Origin of the sequence: Nostoc sp., from assembly GCF_036917815.1 — a bacterium.
Taxonomy (GTDB): Bacteria; Cyanobacteriota; Cyanobacteriia; order Cyanobacteriales; family Nostocaceae; genus Nostoc.
In genome coordinates, this window is record NZ_JBALEK010000089.1 from 151084 (window position 1) to 168747 (window position 17664).

Annotated in this window: 14 protein-coding genes; 7 read left to right on the top strand and 7 right to left on the bottom strand. The window is 40.5% G+C overall.

Annotated elements, in window-relative coordinates:
* Positions 1 to 148: 148 nt before the first annotated feature.
* Both V7K97_RS27330 and V7K97_RS27335 read left to right on the top strand, forming a co-directional pair.
* The gene (locus V7K97_RS27330; RefSeq protein WP_334804112.1) at positions 149 to 631 is read left to right on the top strand and encodes a tetratricopeptide repeat protein; all 483 of its coding nucleotides are present in this window, start codon (positions 149 to 151) and stop codon (positions 629 to 631) included.
* A 20-nt stretch (positions 632 to 651) separates the two neighbouring features.
* Positions 652 to 1719 carry an ABC transporter substrate-binding protein gene (locus V7K97_RS27335; protein WP_334804113.1) on the top strand — a complete coding sequence of 356 codons (1068 nt, stop codon included), beginning with the start codon at positions 652 to 654 and terminating at the stop codon, positions 1717 to 1719.
* Here the strand turns inward: V7K97_RS27335 and V7K97_RS27340 are convergent.
* Positions 1716 to 3725 (bottom strand): serine/threonine-protein kinase, encoded by a 2010-nt coding sequence (locus V7K97_RS27340; protein ID WP_334804114.1) that lies wholly within the window; start codon positions 3723 to 3725, stop codon positions 1716 to 1718. The genes V7K97_RS27335 and V7K97_RS27340 overlap by 4 nt on opposite strands.
* 193 nt (positions 3726 to 3918) lie before the next feature.
* On the opposite strand from V7K97_RS27340, the gene V7K97_RS27345 reads away from it, so the two are divergent.
* A complete protein-coding gene (locus V7K97_RS27345; RefSeq protein WP_334804115.1) occupies positions 3919 to 5004 on the top strand; it encodes an ABC transporter substrate-binding protein in 1086 nt (361 codons plus the stop codon).
* Between the two features lie 37 nt (positions 5005 to 5041).
* On the opposite strand, the gene V7K97_RS27350 is transcribed toward V7K97_RS27345, so the two are convergent.
* A complete protein-coding gene (locus tag V7K97_RS27350; RefSeq protein ID WP_334804116.1) occupies positions 5042 to 7096 on the bottom strand; it encodes a DNA adenine methylase in 2055 nt (684 codons plus the stop codon).
* A 427-nt stretch (positions 7097 to 7523) separates the two neighbouring features.
* On the opposite strand from V7K97_RS27350, the gene V7K97_RS27355 reads away from it, so the two are divergent.
* Positions 7524 to 8291, top strand: coding sequence for an ABC transporter ATP-binding protein (locus V7K97_RS27355; RefSeq protein ID WP_334804117.1), 768 nt, complete (start codon positions 7524 to 7526; stop codon positions 8289 to 8291).
* A 118-nt stretch (positions 8292 to 8409) separates the two neighbouring features.
* Here the strand turns inward: V7K97_RS27355 and V7K97_RS27360 are convergent, their stop codons facing one another.
* Positions 8410 to 9639 (bottom strand): ABC transporter substrate-binding protein, encoded by a 1230-nt coding sequence (locus tag V7K97_RS27360; protein WP_334804118.1) that lies wholly within the window; start codon positions 9637 to 9639, stop codon positions 8410 to 8412.
* 100 nt (positions 9640 to 9739) lie between these two features.
* Between V7K97_RS27360 and V7K97_RS27365 the strand changes: the two genes are divergently transcribed.
* The 3 genes from V7K97_RS27365 to rtcA all read left to right on the top strand — a co-directional run bounded on the left by V7K97_RS27365 (position 9740) and on the right by rtcA (position 13243).
* The gene (locus V7K97_RS27365; RefSeq protein ID WP_334804119.1) at positions 9740 to 10567 is read left to right on the top strand and encodes an ABC transporter permease; all 828 of its coding nucleotides are present in this window, start codon (positions 9740 to 9742) and stop codon (positions 10565 to 10567) included.
* A gap of 138 nt (positions 10568 to 10705) precedes the next feature.
* Positions 10706 to 12052: an FAD-binding oxidoreductase gene (locus V7K97_RS27370; RefSeq protein ID WP_334804120.1), complete on the top strand. Its 1347-nt coding sequence runs from the start codon at positions 10706 to 10708 to the stop codon at positions 12050 to 12052.
* Positions 12053 to 12196: 144 nt separating this feature from the next.
* Positions 12197 to 13243 carry an RNA 3'-terminal phosphate cyclase gene (gene rtcA, locus V7K97_RS27375; protein ID WP_334804121.1) on the top strand — a complete coding sequence of 349 codons (1047 nt, stop codon included), beginning with the start codon at positions 12197 to 12199 and terminating at the stop codon, positions 13241 to 13243.
* Positions 13244 to 13603: 360 nt separating this feature from the next.
* Here the strand turns inward: rtcA and V7K97_RS27380 are convergent, their stop codons facing one another.
* The 4 genes from V7K97_RS27380 to V7K97_RS27395 form a co-directional block, all read right to left on the bottom strand.
* On the bottom strand, positions 13604 to 13933 hold the full coding sequence (locus V7K97_RS27380) for a XisI protein (protein WP_334804122.1): 330 nt from the start codon (positions 13931 to 13933) through the stop codon (positions 13604 to 13606).
* Entirely contained in the window at positions 13921 to 14337 is a 417-nt protein-coding gene (locus tag V7K97_RS27385; RefSeq protein ID WP_334804123.1) for a XisH family protein, read from the bottom strand. Before V7K97_RS27385 ends, V7K97_RS27380 begins: the two co-directional genes overlap by 13 nt.
* A gap of 87 nt (positions 14338 to 14424) precedes the next feature.
* Positions 14425 to 16152, bottom strand: coding sequence for a tetratricopeptide repeat protein (locus V7K97_RS27390; protein WP_334804124.1), 1728 nt, complete (start codon positions 16150 to 16152; stop codon positions 14425 to 14427).
* Between the two features lie 185 nt (positions 16153 to 16337).
* On the bottom strand, positions 16338 to 17627 hold the full coding sequence (locus V7K97_RS27395; RefSeq protein ID WP_334804125.1) for a Glu/Leu/Phe/Val family dehydrogenase: 1290 nt from the start codon (positions 17625 to 17627) through the stop codon (positions 16338 to 16340).
* Between the last annotated feature and the right edge of the window lie 37 nt (positions 17628 to 17664).

Consider the following 17664-nt stretch of genomic DNA (forward strand, 5'->3'; position numbering starts at 1 on the left):
TAGTCGTATTGCTGAATAGAATAAACAACACAGAAAATTCATAAATAGCAATTAATCACCGCAAATTTAAAGATGACTTTAAAAATGATTTAATAGATATATTTTGTGAGAAAGTTAATACAAAGGTATATTCACTGATCTCAAATTCATGGATTCTTTATCTATCAATTCCTTACTTGAAGAGTTGAAAAACCCCGATGCCACAGTCCGGGACAAGGCAACCAGAAAAATCTGGCGGATATGGTTTCAGCAAAAGGGAATCTATGGGCTGGAAATAATTGACCGCAGTCAAAAGTTACTGGATGCAGGTGAAATTGCTGAAGCGGAAACAGCATTGACAGCATTAATCAAAGAGCAGCCAGATTTTGCCGAAGCCTGGAATCGTCGGGCTTTCCTGTATTACAGTATTGGTGATTATCAAAAATCTCTCGCAGATTGTCAGATGGTTGTGCAAATAAATCCAATACACTTTGGAGCACTTCACGGTATGGGCTTGTGTTATGCGGCACTAGGAGAATATGGTGAAGCGATTCGAGCTTTTCAACGCGCTCTCGAAATTCAGCCCTATTCGCTGGTGAATCAAAAGTTGATTCTAGAATGTACATTTAGATTCAGCTACAACGGTAAATAGGAGAGAGATTATACTGTTTTATGAATCCGTCATCACCCTCATCAAGAGCAATTCATCGCCTTAGTCGCCGCCATTTTATTCAATACGGTTCTATCTGCATTGGTAGCAGCATTTTTGCTGCTTGTACTAACAGTAACCAACCATCAAATAGCAGTTCTCGGTTGGATAAAGTTACCTTTGGTACAAACTGGATAGCAGAAGCAGAACACGGCGGATTTTACCAGGCGATGGCCACTGGTATTTACAAAAAGTACGGTTTAGATGTCACTATTAAAATGGGTGGCCCCCAGGTTCCCAGTGGTACTCAATTGTTGATGGGGGGTGCGGTAGATTTCTTTATGGGTTATGGCATTGATGCAGTGAACGCCATAGCACAAGGTATTCCCAAAATCACAGTCGCAGCAATTTTCCAGAAAGATCCCCAGTGTCTCATCGCCCATCCCAACACAGCAACTAAAACTCTTGCCGATCTCAAAGGTAGGCCAATTTATGTCTCTGCTTCTGCTAACATTACCTATTGGCCTGTTCTCAAAGCTAAGTACGGTTTTACCGACGATCAAAAACGTCCTTACAACTTTAATCCTGCTCCCTTTTTAACTGACAAAAACTCCGCGCAGCAAGGTTATATCACATCTGAACCCTTCGCTATTGAAAAGCAGGGCGGGTTTAAGCCAGTAGTATTTTTATTAGCAGATTATGGTTATCAAACCTATGCAACTACTATTGAAACAAAAAAAGAACTAGTAGAAAAAAATCCCGATTTAGTGCAGCGATTTGTTGATGCGTCAATTAAAGGTTGGTATAGCTACTTAAAAAATCCCCAACCAGGTAATCAGCTGATTAAAAAAGAGAATCCAGAAATGACGGATGAACAAATTGATTATGGGATTCAAAAGCTGAAAGCTTATGGAATTATCGTTTCTGGTACAGCAGAAAAACAAGGTATTGGAGCGATGAGTGAGGAACGATGGAAATCATTCTTTGACAGTATGGTTAATGTTGGAATTTATCAAGCCAAGGTTAATTATAAAGATGCATTCACCTTGCAATTTGTCAATAAAGGAGTAGGATTTTATCAAAAGACTTAGGGCGATCGCCAAATCTTGATTGTGTCGTCTGCACTACCACTGACAAGGGTCTGTCTATCCTGGCTGATGGCAAGGGAAACAACTTGTTTCGTATGTCCAGAAATTGTGTGCAGAAGTTTTCCCGTCTCCAGATTCCACAGGCGAATTTCCCCATCTAAACCACCACTGGCAATAATCTGACCATCGGGACTAATGGCAACTGCTAAAACTGAGTAGGAATGCCCTGATAAGGTGCGGAGTAATTCACCAGTGTTTACATTCCACAACTTAATTGTCTTGTCAAGGCTGCCACTGACAACGATCTGATTATCGGGGCTGATGGCGAGGCAAGTCACCCAACTTGTATGCCCGGAGAGGGTATGAAGTTGTTGTCCGGTGCCGAGATTCCATAACCGGATGCTTTTGTCTGTACTACCACTGGCAAGGGTCTGGCCATTGGGACTGATGGCTACCGATAAAACTGGCAGTGAATGCCCATAAAGGGTACGTAGCCGTTGACCGGTGGCAAAATTCCATAACCGAATTGTCTTATCTGTACTGCCAGTGGCAATAAACTGATTATCGGGGCTGATTGCTATGGCATTATTCCAAGCGACATAACCATCTGCCTTAATGCTGCGAATTTGTTGACCGTTACTAAGATTCCATTGCTTAATTGTCTCATCGAGACTACCGCTAGCCAGGTTTTGACTATCGGGGCTGATTGCAACTGATAAAACTGGTAGTGAATGTCCGTAAATAGTGCGGATTAGTTTGCCTGTTTGCGGATTCCATAACTTGATTGTTCGATCGTGGCTACCACTGGCGATGGTTTGTCCATCGGGTGCGATCGCTACAGATGATACCGCGTCAGAGTGACCAGTTAACGTATTTACCAAAGTCAGATTTTTTGCCCATTCTTCGGCTGGGTTAGGTTTTATCAAAGAAAACCAGTCAGAACGGATCAGATACGGAATTATGAATAAAATTACTGCACTAGCGGCAATTGCTCCACCAATTACCATCACCAAAGGAGATGTGTTACCGACACTCAAGCCAAAGCGACGGCGCAACTGTGAACCTATTTTGGGTTTTGATGAATTTTTGGGCGAGGCTCGATTGGGTTGTCTTTTCAATGCCCGTTCAATTTCGGCTAACCGTTGTAAAATTACATTGGTACTTTGAGGACGTTGACTAGGCGATCGCTTAATCAAATCATCAATTAAATCTGCTAATAATGGCGAAACACTAGAAGCATAATTGCGCCATCGCACCTCATCAGTATTGATATCGTAAATATCTTGATCCGTTGGTACCTTGCCCGTAAGTAAATAGACAAAAGTGCGACCTATGGCAAAAAAATCTGATGTTAAAACCGCCTGACCATTAAGTTGCTCTGGTGGCGTGAAACCAGGAGAATTTATACCTGTTACCTGTCCAGCAGCTTGTTTTAGCATATAGGTCTGTGTGACTTCTCGCACCGCCCCAAAGTCAATTAATACCAGCTGTCCATCGCCTTTGAGCATAATGTTGGACGGCTTGATATCCCGATGGAAAAAGTTTTGCTGATGCACTTGATGTAAAATGGTAAATAATTCCAGCAGCCATTCAAGTGCTAGCTCTTGATCAATCGGGCGGTAATTACGTTGTTGCAGGTATTGTTCGAGATTTAGTCCCTCGATTTTCTCCATAATCAGACAGTGCAGAGGCTCCTGACTGTTTTGGGGCAAAAAGTTAAAGTATCCTTTTCCCTTGGGAATTCCGGGATTATCCAGCTGACTTAAGACTTGAGCTTCTTGCTGAAATAGCGATACCGCCTTGGGGTTACTGTGTAGCAAAACTTTCAAAACTTTTGTTGTACCACTGCGTTCAATTACCTCATAAGTCTTCCCAAAGCCACCACCACCCAGTACACTTACTACTCGATAGCGCCCTTCAAGCAACAATTCCGAACCACAACTCTGACAAAATAACGTAGAGTTTTGATTTTGCGGGTTTGGGCAGTGAGGATTAATGCAGAAGCTCATTGTTTTTTCATATAAGTTTTTTTACATATTATTTCCAGATGATTAGGTGATTATATTTTTAAGCAAATTGTCACCCACCTGAGCCAAATATGGAAATAAAACCTTAGCGGTTATGATAATCTTATACTATAATTCTACCAACAATTTAGAGTATATTTAAATACTCTATTTCCGTAAAAATGAGAGGTATTAGATGAGTCAGCTAGATGACTCTGGAAATGGAATCTGTGGCATCAATCGCCGTAAATTCATTAAATATAGCTCAATTGCAGTAAGTACTGGAATGTTAGCAGCTTGTACAAACGATAGCAAAACATCACCAGTAACTTCTGTTTCTAACTCCACGTCTGATAGCAAACTAGATAAAATCACTTTTAGCATTCATTGGGTGGCGGAAGCAGAGTATGGCGGTTTTTACCAGGCTCTAGCGACGGGTATTTATAAAGATCATGGATTAGATGTCACCATCAAACCAGGTGGACCAAGGGGTAATTACACCTTATTGTTGATGGGGGGATCTGTTGATTTAATCATGGGACATGCTGGTGATGCAATTGGAGCTTCCAGAGATAACGTTCCCATAGTTACAGTGGCCGCTATTTTCCAAAAAGATCCTCAAGTTTTAATCACTCACCCCGGTACTGGTAACGACTCGCTGGAAAAACTTAAAGGAAAACAGATTCTTGTTGGTTCTGGTGGCGAAGCTACATACTGGCCATTTTTAAAGGCAAAGTACGGTTTTACAGACGACCAAAAGCGCCCCTATAACTTTGATGTACAACCATTTCTGAAAGATAAAAATATTATTCAACAAGGTCTTTTAACAGCTGAACCCTTCGAGATTAAAAAGAAAGGAGGGGTAGAACCACAAGTGATCTTATTAGCAGATTATGGTTACAATGCCTATGCTTTTACCATTGAAACCACAAAAAAACTAGTAGAAAGAAACCCAGATTTAGTACAGAGATTTGTTGATGCCTCAATTAAAGGCTGGTATAGCTACCTTGATGAGCCAATTCCAGGTAATACGTTGATTAAGAAAGACAATCCAGACATTACTGACGAGCAGTTAAACTTTAACCTTGAGAAGCTGAAAGAAAATGCCATAATCACTGGAGGTGATGCTCAACAATTGGGTATCGGTGCAATGAAAGAAGAACGCTGGAAATCTTTTTTTGACAACTTGGTTAGAACAGGTGTTTTCGATGCCAACACTAATTACAAAGATGCCTTCACCTTGCAATTTGTGAACAAAGGGGTAAGCTATTACAACACGTAAGCGATCGCTTGCTATTCTCCAAATTTTTAGCTACCTTTCAAAGTGGACTATCCAATTCAGTCTCAACATCTGAGTTGATTTCCACTTCCACACACTCAACAGCTTGGCGCAATGCTAAAAAAGCCTCCTTTAAGGGTTGACTAACTGCGCTGTCAGGTTCTGCAAGCACAAGCTTTTGATATTCCTCCACAAATTGCATCCGTAAACGATGAAACAAATGCAAAAAATGCCGTAAAAAAGCAACACAATCAAGTACTACAATCTCTATCCCTCCTGTCTTTTCATAGAGATTAGCAGCATAGTCTTCTACATCTTTATCTATAGTTTCAGTAGTTATAAATATGTAATTATCAATTTTATATCCAGTTTTTTCTACTCTTCGGGTAATTTTTTGCAGGGCATTATTGATGTCATTTATAGTAATCCGTTTCATTTTCATCTCGTAGCCGGTTACTAAATTGTTCCCATTGATGAGCCTGATTTCAATATCCCCTAAAGAACCAGTTTGTTTATCAGCTGCATTATGACTTTCAAGCGGTAAACATCGTTCTCCTAAATGTTCTGAGGCCGATTGATAAGCAGCAGCTACAATCAGCACTGGTAAACGACTTGCTCTCGGACAATCCAAATGCTGTCTAATAAGTTTTACAATTGCTTCAGCAGAAAGAGGAATTGCCTGATCATCTAGAGTGTTTAAATTAGCAATAAGACTTTGAATGCGTTGATCTTTCTCTTTTTTTAGAATCAAAAGCCATTTTATAGTTTCTACAAGCAGGTCTTCTGTTGCTACACGTTCTGTAAAAACGTCGTCAAATAGTTGAATAACAGTCTCGTATAATATTGCAGGTTTTCCTATCAACTTAGCATCTAAAGTTAAAGGTATTGCTTTAGTACGAAGTGCAGGTGTTAGAAAAGCAGTTGTTGAGTTGCATACATCTTGTAAGTTACGTTCATTAATAAAAAATGCTATATATGATTCATCGTAAAAACGACCAGAGTAAGAATCTTTTGTACCAATTTCAGTAAATGGCTTACGAATATCTAGATGAGGTTGATGAACTTTCGCTAATAAGCAAGCTAATAAAAGCCTGATTCCGGCCTTATTTTGAGGGTGTCTACATACAAATTCGACTCTATCAACAATTTCTGGAGCAATCATCATTGCATCACCCGTTCTAATGTATTCGGATGCTCTATCAAAGGCTGAGTTAAGAATCTCTGGAGGCATTGACATAATAGCTTTTTTAGATTTTTTGGACTTACTTTGAGATATTTGTACAGGTTGATATTCTAGGTTATAGTTTGTCCAGAGGACTTCTGTACGTAACTTTTTAACAGAATGACAGGACTTTGATGGTGCTGGAATACGTCGCCAATCACCATATAATTCCTCCATCAGGGTACAGTCATATCCTGAGATAGCAACTTTAGCACTGACATTATGAAGGACATAAGCTAGTTTCCGATGTTCTTCATCTGTCATCTCGTAGCCATAAGCATTGCTGTCTCCACGGGAATCATGTGGATAAGGAGGGTCACAGTAAAAGAGTGTTTCTTCGTTGTCATATCTTTGAATAACTTCAATTGCTGGGCAATTTTCTATTTGAACTCGCTGAAATCTTTGAACTATTTTAGAAAGGTCATCTATACTTCCTAACCATCTTGAGACAGCCCCAGCCATACCTGCACGACTTGTCAACAAACAATGTGCCCATCTACCGTAACTTGCTGTTTGAGCTAATCCTGTTCTCACTTGTCTAGCTCGGACAAAAAATCGTCTAGCCCGTTCTAAATTAGATAGCTCTTTAGTGGGTTGAGAAATAGCAAGTTCAAACTCACGTCTTGAGAAAGGAGTGAAAGTAATAGCCCTGATGAGTTCGTTTTTCTCATCGCGTAGTACACGAAAAAAGTTAACTAATTCGCCATCAATATCATTGTAAGTTTCTACAGGTGATGGTTCTTTATTTATCAAAACTGCTGCTGAACCTCCAAAAGGCTCACAGTAATGAGTAGTTTTTGACAAGAGTGGTAGAAGCCAGTCAAGATGGCTGTATTTTCCTCCATACCAACCGAATGCTATCAGCTTACTCATAATTTTGCTATTTTATGTAATTTTATAATTTAACACTATGTTGTTCCAATCAACTCAAATCGATACTACTCAGATTTGCATTACCAGTATTTATAGGAACATTTAGTTAACATCTACTCTAAAAAATGTTATTAATAGTTTGAGTTTGAACTGATAATTATAGGACTAGTATTTGATTTTTGAAATACACGTAGTGGACTGTCTAGGCTAAAATAGTGCATTAGACGTAGGTTGGGTGGAGCGGAGCGCAACCCAACATATATCAGGATGTTGGGTTACGCAAAGCCTCCACCCAACCTACAATTTTTTTGCAACTAGAAAAAATGTTATTAATAGTTTTTAATATTTTGAGTTTTAACTGATAGGTTGACCATTAAGCATCTTTTCCATATTTTCTGATACAGTCAAATTTTAATCTCCAGAATGAATGAGTAACCGTCCCGTTATCACACTCAATCAGATTAGCAAGGTCTACACCAATGGTACTGTTGCCCTGCAAGACCTGAATTTAGTAATTCCAGAGTCGCAATTTGTCAGTTTAGTTGGTCCCTCCGGGTGTGGTAAAAGTACAATTCTGCGTGTGATTGCCGGATTGGGACGCATAAGTTCTGGTAGTATTGATTGGGGTGTAACTCAGCAAGCAAGAAATCTGGCTTTTGTTTTCCAAGATGCTGCACTCATGCCTTGGGCAAACGTCAGAGAGAATGTGCGCCTACCGCTAAAGTTGGGGAGAATGTCTAAAAAAGATAGCCAAAAATTGGTACAGCAGACATTAGCACTGGTAGGATTAGAGGGTTTTGAAGAGAACTATCCCCGCGAATTATCAGGTGGAATGAAGATGCGGGTATCAATTGCTAGGGCATTAGTTACTCAGCCAAATATTCTGTTGATGGATGAACCATTTGGGGCATTAGATGAAATTACTCGTAGCAAACTCAATGGTGATTTACTCGATTTATGGCATCAACATCACTGGACGGTGGTTTTTGTCACCCACAATATTTACGAAGCAGTGTACTTATCAAATCGGGTGCTAGTTATGGGGATAAATCCCGGACGAATTGTAGCAGATATAGAAATTGATGCTCCCTATCCCCGTGACGATAACTTTCGGACATCATTGCTCTATAACCAATATTGCCGGGAAGTTTCTCAGCATCTTGCTGAAGCTATGAGCCGTACAAATCTGAGATGATTTCTAATATAGCGGTTTTCGGTTGAGTGAGGTACAACAACCCCACCCCCAACCCCCTCCCCGCAAGCGAGGAGGGGGCTTAAGATGTACCTCATCTGATTAGGAAGCGCTATATTTACTATTTGATGCTTAAAAAAGAAAATTTACCATTGACACCGTTTGGTTCCATCTTGAGTTGTGCAACATAAAACTCTTTTTGAATTACATCACCTACTGGTGTAAAAGCAATTTCACCGAGAGGGGTTTGATATTTTTTTGTTAGTAACTCCTTATTCAATTCTGTACGCAATTGTGGCAGGTTTAATTTTTTAATGTTGCTTTTTTTATCTAAAGATTGCAGAGCTTCTACATATACCTGTAAAGCAGCAAAAGCTTGGGCACTTACTTGGGGTGGTTCTCTATGATATTGTTCAAGGTAGGCTTTGCGAAATGCAGTGTTAATTTCACTGTCGTAGATAGGGCTATAAGCTTGAGCTACAATCACACCATCACAAAACGCTCTGCACACAGAAAATATATGGGATGTATTAAAACCATTGCCACCAACAATTATCCCTTTATAACCAAGTTCTCGTAATTGTTTAACTAAATTACCTCCGTCTACAGCTAACCCGGATATAATCACTAAATCTGGTTTTAAATTTATAGCATCGCTGGCTTGAGCTTGAAAGTCGGTATCTGTAGTTTGAAACTTTTGGACTGTGACTAAATCTAATCCTAAATTTGTAACTGTTTTCTGAAATATTTCTGTTTCCGACTTATTGAAAGCATCATTTTGAGCGTAAAATACAGCTACTCTTTTGATTTTAGGATTTTGTTTGAGTGCAGCTTTCACCGAATAAGGAGCGACAACAGCAACAGATGAAGAAACACGAGCCACATAATCACCAATTTCGGGAATACCTTTAGCAGTATTTGATGCTCCAATAACTGGAACTTGATTGCGTTCTGCTACGGGATCAGCGCTAAAAGCTTGTTGTGATAGGGTAGGGCCAACAATGCCAACAACTTTATCTTTACTAATTAAATTTTGAAAAGCATTAATGGCTCCAACTTCATCGCCACCAGTATCTTGATAAACTAATTTAATTGGTCTACCATTGATACCTCCTTTGTTATTAAAATACTTCTCAGCAATTTTTACTCCATCAGTTCCCTCTTGACCAAGTAATGCTATATTACTCGTCTGGGCAAAGGCGATACCGATAGGAATAGCATTAGCTGCACCTGTTGTCACTGTTGGATTATTTGTGGAATTTGCATCATTACTGCCACTTTTACCACAAGCTACCAGCAGCATAGAGCAGATAAATAGTAAAGTAGTTTGATGTGTGATGGCTTTTTTCATAAATGCTTAACCATAATGTTTGTTAGGATAATACTGGATTGTAGTATATTACGTGCAATAGTAATATCGCTAAAATTTTAACATTTAACTTTGAATTTATATGCCGGTTGTCCGTCGCACTCAATCTCAAAAAACATCCAGAAAGTTTTTTTCGGCTGACGTTTTAGCTCCAATGGTGGTTGGCATTATAGCATTATTGCTATGGGATATATTTGTGCGGATAACACATCTACCTCCTTATATCCTTCCTGGCCCTTTATTAGTATTTAAAACTTTAACTACTGACTGGAACGAGCTTTTCCCATCACTATTAATTACATTGCAAATCACAGTCGTTGCTTTTATTGCTGCGGCTATTTCTGGTTTACTAATGGCGATTTTGTTCACCCAAAGTAAATGGATTGAACGCAGTTTATTTCCCTATGCAGTAATTTTACAAACAACTCCCATAGTTGCGATCGCACCCTTAATTATCCTCTGGCTAAAAAATAATACCTTCGCTGCCTTAGTAGTTTGTGCCTGGATAGTGGCCTTTTTCCCCATCGTATCCAACACTACACTAGGACTCAAGAGCGTTGATCGAAACTTGCTCAACTTATTTCAACTTTACAAAGCTTCTCGCTGGCAAACACTGCTGTATCTCCGTTTACCCAGCGCTATGCCCTATTTCTTAGGTGGTTTAAAAATTAGCGGTGGTTTAGCATTAATTGGCGCAGTGGTTGCCGAATTTGTTGCGGGTACTGGTGGGGCAAAATCTGGCATTGCTTACCAGATTTTAATCTCCAGCTACAACTTACAAATTCCTCGGATGTTTGCAGCATTATTTCTCACAACTGGGTTGGGTGTACTAATTTTTATCAGCTTGAGCGCCTTATCTGACCTTATATTAAGTAAGTGGCATGAAAGTGCAGTGAAACAAGAAAACTAGGATTTGAAAACGCAAAGGAACGCAAAGGTTTACGCAGAGGAACGCAGAGGAATTAATTCTCTGCGAACCTACCCTGCGGGAAGGCGAAGCGCCTATGCGCTTCCCTCAGCGTCCCTCTGCGTTAAAAAAAGGATATATATGACGACAAAATTAGATGCCCTGATTAATTCTCTAGAAGGCATAGAAACCATCACCGATTCCACTCAAGTAGCAAAATTATCTCAGGATTACCACAACTTTAGCCCCGTACTTGTGCCGAAACTAGAGGGAAAAGTTGGAGATATCGTAGTGCGTCCCACCAATGAAGCAGAGGTTTTAAAAGTTGCAGCCGCCTGTGCGAAACACCGTGTACCCATCACTGTGCGCGGTGCTGGCACCGGAAATTATGGGCAATGCGTACCCTTGCACGGTGGCGTAATTTTAGATATGACGCGGATGCAAGAGATTCTTTGGATGAAGCCAGGAGTGGCGCGGGTAGAAGCTGGGATGAAGTTGGCAGCTATAGATAAAAAAACACGAGAAATCGGCTGGGAAATCCGCATGGCACCCTCCACGTACCGTACAGCTACAATTGGCGGATTTATTGCTGGGGGAAGTGGGGGCATTGGCTCGATCCAATATGGGTTATTAGGCGATCGCGGTAATATCCTAGCATTGCGAGTGGTAACTGTAGAAGATGAACCCCGTGCGATCGAATTACGCGGCGACGATGTACAAAAAGTCAATCATGCTTGGGGAATTAACGGCATTATCACTGAAGTCGAAATCCCTTTAGGGCCAGCTTATCCTTGGGCCGAAGTGATTGTGACATTTGACGAGTTTATGACAGCAGCAAAGTTTGGTCAGGCGCTTGGCAATGCTGATGGCATGATTAAGAAGTTGATTTCTGTCTTTGCATCCCCAATTCCCCAATACTTTCATGCCCTACAAGAGTACATTCCTGAAGGGACTCACCCAGTACTTTTGATAATTGCTGAATCTAGTTTGGAATTCTTACCGGGTTTGGTGCAGCAATACGGCGGCCAGGTTACTTATAAAAAACCAGCCGAGGAAGCAGCCAAAGGTACACATTTAGCAGAATTTAGCTGGAACCACACCACCTTACACGCCAGGAATGTAGATACTGCAATTACCTATTTACAAAGTATGTTTCCTGGGGATAAAAGTTTGCAAATGGTAGATCATATGTATCATCACTTCGGCGATGAGGTAATGATGCATTTGGAATTTTTTCGGGTGAATGGTGGTGTAGTTCCTGGTGCTTTGCAACTTGTGCGCTACACCACAGAAGAACGCCTCAATGAGATTATCCGCTATCATGAAAAACATGGTGTGAGTATTGCCAATCCTCATACGTGTATTATTGAAGATGGTGGCAGAAAAGTTATTGATCCTGAGCAGTTGAAATTTAAAGAAATGGCTGATCCATACAGGTTGATGAACCCCGGTAAAAGCAAGGTTCTTCAATTCCAAATTCCAAATTAACAAACTACACAAACAAATATCAGAACTTTCTCTGTATATTTGTGTAACCTTCTTCCAAAAAGCTAGTTGCTGGACGTTTATAATTTGTGGTTTGATTTTAAGAACCGTGGAGATAACCCAAAATCCATCATCCCAAAATCGCCCATGATTGAAATTGACGGTTCCTACGGAGAGGGAGGCGGACAAGTTCTTCGCACTTCCTTAAGTCTAGCCGCCATCACCGGCGAACCCATACTGATTTCAGGCATTCGCGCCGGACGCAAAAAGCCAGGATTAGCAGCACAACACTTAACAGCAGTTCGGGCGGCGGCGAGAATTTGTAATGCCCAACTACGGGGTGATGCTTTGGGTTCGATGGTGCTGGAATTCATTCCAGGTAGTGGTGTGCAAGCGGGAATTTATACCTTTGATGTTAGTAAAGCACAACTTGGTGGTTCTGCCGGTGCGATCGCTCTAGTTTTACAGACAATTCTTTTACCTTTGGCACTAGCATCTGGCAATTCCCAGGTAACACTCAAGGGCGGAACTCATGTAAATTTTAGCCCGACAGTGACGTATATTCAGCAAGTTTATTTGCCGATACTGCAACGCATGGGAGTGGAAGCCCAAGTCAAGTTAGGCGCTTGGGGGTGGTTTCCCCAAGGTGGGGGAGAGGTAGAGTTGCAGGTGGATGGCGGTGGTAAACTCAATGGGATCAACTTGTTGGAACGCGGAGATTTACAACAGGTGCGGGGGCTAGCAGTGGTAACGGAATTGCCTTCTCATATTCCCCAACGCATGGCGAATCGGGCGGAGAATTTGTTACGATCAGCCCATTTGAAAGTTACTGTACAGACTTTGCGAGAAAGAGGCGTGGCACCTGGGGCGGGTATTTTTTTAACTGCTGAATATGAGAACAGTTTGACTGGCTTTGGTGGATTTGGGCGTTTGCGGTTGTCGGCGGAGACGGTTGCAGAGATTGCTTGTCAGCAACTCCTTGAGTTTCATTACACAGGCGCAGCAGTGGATGAACATTTAGCAGATCAGTTATTATTGCCAGCTGCTTTAGCTTCACAGGAAAGTCATTACCGAGTGGCTGAGGTGAGTAGACATTTGACAACAAATGCAGCAGTAATTGAACAATTTGGGCTAGCGCAAATTACGGTAGATGAAGCTGAGAAAATAGTGTCAGTAAAAAGTTTGACTAGATGAAATAAGTGTTTATTAGTTTAGTAGTGCTTTCTGATCAAGTATCATTGCGACGTTACGGGGCAGGATTACGATTCCATCATGCAGGAAGAGCTATGATCGAGTTACTTTGTTTGTTAGAGAGAGCGATCGCGCCTCGGTTAAAATGGCTTTGATGAGAGATGCGCGTATGCAATAGTTTGGTGTGCTGGGGCGATCGCAAGAAGTTGTGTAGGCGTAGCCGTCGTAGACATCGCTCTCTGGCTTACAGCATCATAGACATTCCACCGATAATTGAAAAGGTGCGTTAGCTTACAAGACAAGGCGATCTCTATAAAGTTGTTATTTCCCTAATTGCCGTAGATTTCCTAACTCCTATGTGCTTCAACTAGCAGCAAACTCAGTAAATTTTCGTTTGTATGGGGCTTTAAAAGCCAAAACTATATCTTGCTTAGGAACTCCAGCTTCTACTAATTCATTAGCTACTCCGATTTCCGTTCCATCGCGTTCGATCCAAATTTTGCCATCTTTAATTTCTACATAAATAATACAACCAAATATTCGCGTTAGCTCTTGCCAACCAATATTCATAACTTGATAGCGATCGCGCTCAGTATCAAATAACAATTTGACTTCTGTCTGACTATTTGAGCGATTTGTGGCATGAGTTTCCAGAATTTTTTGGACTATTTCTTGATAATTTAGTCTCTCCATATAACAATCTCCTCTTGCTCTGGATTAAAAACTAGTAATTTTAGTTGATATTCGCCAATAATTCTTTGAATAAACTTCCGACTAAAAAACTCATTATAAACATCTACTGGAATGGCTAAATACAAAATCCGATCAGGTTCTGTCAACCTCAATGCTGAACGGTAGTTGAGACATTGACCAAGAGCTAGGTGGAATTCAGTTACGTCTGAAGCTCCTAAAAAGGATTTTATCTCTACTGCTATTTTTTTACCAGTTTTTTCAGCAGCTAAAATTCTCTCTGCTGTTAAGTCTATGTAAAAATCAATATCCTCAACTTGAATAAATAGATGCTCGTCAGTAATTGTCCATTTATCTTTTTCGAGGGCTGTTTTAACTGTATTATGAAATATATCTTTAGCAGGCATACATAAATTAAATTTATTTTACCAATACTCATACCATCAAGCGATAACTACTATAGTAAATTGGGATGCAATAGTCTCTATTTTAGACTAACTATATTCGTCAACGAAAATTTGGAACATCTCATGTTCTCTAATAGGATCAAAATCAGGATCAGTTTTAGCAATTTCCAATCTATTTGATTCAAGTTTGATTGATTTTTCTAGGTTTTTTATTGCTAGAGTTACATTGTTTTGTAGTGCGTAACAACAGGCTTTGTTATACCAAGAATCAGCACTGTCAGATTTAATTTCAATTGCTTGCTCGTAGACAACTAACGCCTCTTCATAACGTTGCAATTTCATCAAACTGCCACCTTTATTATTCCAAGCATTGATGTTATCTGGCTTCAATTCAATAACTTTTTCGTAAGAGGCAATCGCATCTTCATATTGCTGTAAATAATAGAGTGCATTGCCACGATCCAACCAGAAACCATAAAAGTCAGAATAGATTGTAATTGCTCGATTGCATGAGTCTAAGGCTGCTTGATAATTTTTCTGTGCTGCTAAAGCTTGTCCTCGTAACCACCAAGTATTACTATCTTCTAGTCTAATTTCTATTACTTGATCGTAGGCTGCGATCGCTTCTTCATAACGCTGTAATTTTGCCAAAGCTTCGCCTTGTTTATACCAAGCTTGATAAAAATCTAACTGAATTGCGATCGCTTGTTTATATGCTGTTAAAGCTTCTTCATTGCGTCCTAAATCTGTAAGAGCAATCCCCTGATAGTACCAAATTTGTGGATCATCAGATTTGATTTCCAAAGCTTTTTTATATGAATCAACTGCTTCTACATATCTTTGCAAAAAATAAAGTGAATAACCGCGTAAATACCAAGCATTAGCGTAGTCTGCTTGAATTTTAATTGCTTGATCGTAGGAGGCGATCGCTTCATCATGTTTGTTTAAACGATAAAACGCATAGCCCCGCCAATACCAAGCATCAGCATTTTTGGGTTTATTTTTAATTAGTTTGTCGTAGCAAGCGATCGCCTGCTCATATTGTCGCGATGAGACTAATTTATCACCTTGTTTTTGTAACTCTTGGTTTTGATCTCTAAATATCCATAAAACCAAAACTAATCCGATAACTAAATACCGCGAATTCTCTCTAAATATTGCATTAGCTAAAATAGTTAAATTTTCTGGGAGATGAAGATATTCGCTAATTGTATGAGTGAAATTCCATAAAAATTGATTAAAAGGTCTGGCAAACCATAACAAACCAATCAATATCCAAATTCCATATTTAGCAACCTTATTGATTTGCTGTTGAATTGGTTGTGGCAGCCACGGTTCGATAATTCCATAACCATCTAGGGCAGGAATAGGTAATAAATTAATCAAAACGACATAGATATTTAGGGAGATTATATAAGCTAGGGCAGTAATCAAAGCAAATAAAACTGAATTTGGATTTTCGAGAGCTAAAGAATCCCAACCAAATTGAAAAGGCAGTGATAGCAGGTAAGCTAGAATCAAATTGGCAATTGGGCCAGCAGCCGAAACCGCACTTTTCCATTTGCGATCGCGTAATCGACTGTGATTAATATAAACTGCTCCCCCAGGTAGAGCAATACCACCAATCAGGAGAAAAAATAACGGCATCATCAAACTCAAGCTCGGTTCGGTATATTTGAGTGGGTTCAAGGTCAAATAGCCCTTATCCTTGACAGAAGTATCACCACCCCAATATGCTACTATTGCATGACCAAACTCATGCAAACATAAAGATAATATCCAACCAAAACAGATAAAAACTACTACTAGCCACATATTATAGATATCTCGTAAAAATCCTGGTTAGTTTTTGATCGTATTGGCTTTCACAACAAGTTTGAGTAGAGCGGCGTAAATAATACTTATAATACTTACTTAATAGAGAAATCATCAGTGAGCGATCGCCTAAAATTTTGCCCACTGACGATTTATTATACCTCAAAAATTGTCGCTATCAATAATTAAGGATAAAGACCCCTATCAGTCAATGCCTGAGCCACTCTACCCACTCCTAAAGTGTAAGCTGCTAACCTTAAAGAAATTTGCCGTACCTCCGACTGGTGAATTACCTTGCGGTAGGCTTGCACCATCAAATGCTCCATTTCGCGGTTGACGCGTTCCTCATCCCAAAATACGTAGGAAAGGCCTTGCACCCACTCTAAATAACTGACTACCACACCGCCAGCATTGGCCAAGATATCTGGTAGCACGATCACACCCCGCGCCTCTAACGCCAAGTTAGCCTCAAGAGTAACCGGCCCGTTAGCTGCTTCTGCCACAATCTTTGCCTGCACCTGATTCACATTTTCTTCAGTGATCTGGTTTTCTAAAGCTGCTGGTATTAAGACATCGCAGGGTAAAGTTAATAAATCTGCATTGCTAATTGGTACAGATTGCGGGAAACCCACAATACTCTTACGATTTTCAGCCGCGTAGACTTTCAACTTGGGAATATCAAGACCAACTTCGGAAAATATTCCGCCAGCAGCAGTTGAAACAGCGATAATTTTTGCGCCTGCTTCATATAATAATTCTGCTGCGGCACAGCCGACGTTGCCGAAACCCTGAATAGCTACTCGCATTCCTACCAAGGATTTACCTTGATCTGCTAGCGCCTCACGCACAATAATCATCACACCACGTCCGGTTGCCATTTCCCGTCCCAGGGAACCACCAATAGAAAGGGGCTTCCCAGTTACAACTCCTGGTACAGCATGACCAACATTTACAGAGTAAGTGTCCATCATCCAAGCCATTTCACGGGCAGAAGTACCCATATCCGGTGCTGGAATATCTACGGAAGGCCCAATATCTTTAATCAACTCACTGATATATCGGCGGCTGATTCGCTCTAATTCGCCCACACTGTAGTGTTTGGGATCTATGGGAATGCCACCCTTCCCACCACCATAAGGAATACCTAACAAGGCACATTTCCAGGTCATCAGCATTGCCAGAGCTGATACTTCGCGCAATGTCACAGCTGGATGGTAACGAATTCCACCCTTGTAGGGGCCTAAGACATCGGAGTGCTGCACCCGATGTCCAGCAAGAACTTGTATTTCTCCATCATCTAGTTTCACAGGAATGGAAACCGTGACAACCTTACGTGGGTGGCTGAGAATTTCCAGCAAACCCTGATTTAAATTTAATTCTTTAGCTGCTGCTTCTAAGTAGCTACAGGCTTGGTCAAATGGGCATATATGCGCTGGAGAAGCAGGTTCTGGCAGCAACAGTGATTTTGAAATCATAATTTTTTTTCCTATCGCAGTATATTTGCGAACTGGA

Coding starts and splice junctions, on each gene's coding strand:
- V7K97_RS27330 (WP_334804112.1), top strand. CDS start 149: ATGGATTCTTTATCTATCAATTCCTTACTTGAAGAGTTGAAAAACCCC.
- V7K97_RS27335 (WP_334804113.1), top strand. CDS start 652: ATGAATCCGTCATCACCCTCATCAAGAGCAATTCATCGCCTTAGTCGC.
- V7K97_RS27340 (WP_334804114.1), bottom strand. CDS start 3,725: ATGAGCTTCTGCATTAATCCTCACTGCCCAAACCCGCAAAATCAAAAC.
- V7K97_RS27345 (WP_334804115.1), top strand. CDS start 3,919: ATGAGTCAGCTAGATGACTCTGGAAATGGAATCTGTGGCATCAATCGC.
- V7K97_RS27350 (WP_334804116.1), bottom strand. CDS start 7,096: ATGAGTAAGCTGATAGCATTCGGTTGGTATGGAGGAAAATACAGCCAT.
- V7K97_RS27355 (WP_334804117.1), top strand. CDS start 7,524: ATGAGTAACCGTCCCGTTATCACACTCAATCAGATTAGCAAGGTCTAC.
- V7K97_RS27360 (WP_334804118.1), bottom strand. CDS start 9,639: ATGAAAAAAGCCATCACACATCAAACTACTTTACTATTTATCTGCTCT.
- V7K97_RS27365 (WP_334804119.1), top strand. CDS start 9,740: ATGCCGGTTGTCCGTCGCACTCAATCTCAAAAAACATCCAGAAAGTTT.
- V7K97_RS27370 (WP_334804120.1), top strand. CDS start 10,706: ATGACGACAAAATTAGATGCCCTGATTAATTCTCTAGAAGGCATAGAA.
- rtcA (WP_334804121.1), top strand. CDS start 12,197: ATGATTGAAATTGACGGTTCCTACGGAGAGGGAGGCGGACAAGTTCTT.
- V7K97_RS27380 (WP_334804122.1), bottom strand. CDS start 13,933: ATGGAGAGACTAAATTATCAAGAAATAGTCCAAAAAATTCTGGAAACT.
- V7K97_RS27385 (WP_334804123.1), bottom strand. CDS start 14,337: ATGCCTGCTAAAGATATATTTCATAATACAGTTAAAACAGCCCTCGAA.
- V7K97_RS27390 (WP_334804124.1), bottom strand. CDS start 16,152: ATGTGGCTAGTAGTAGTTTTTATCTGTTTTGGTTGGATATTATCTTTA.
- V7K97_RS27395 (WP_334804125.1), bottom strand. CDS start 17,627: ATGATTTCAAAATCACTGTTGCTGCCAGAACCTGCTTCTCCAGCGCAT.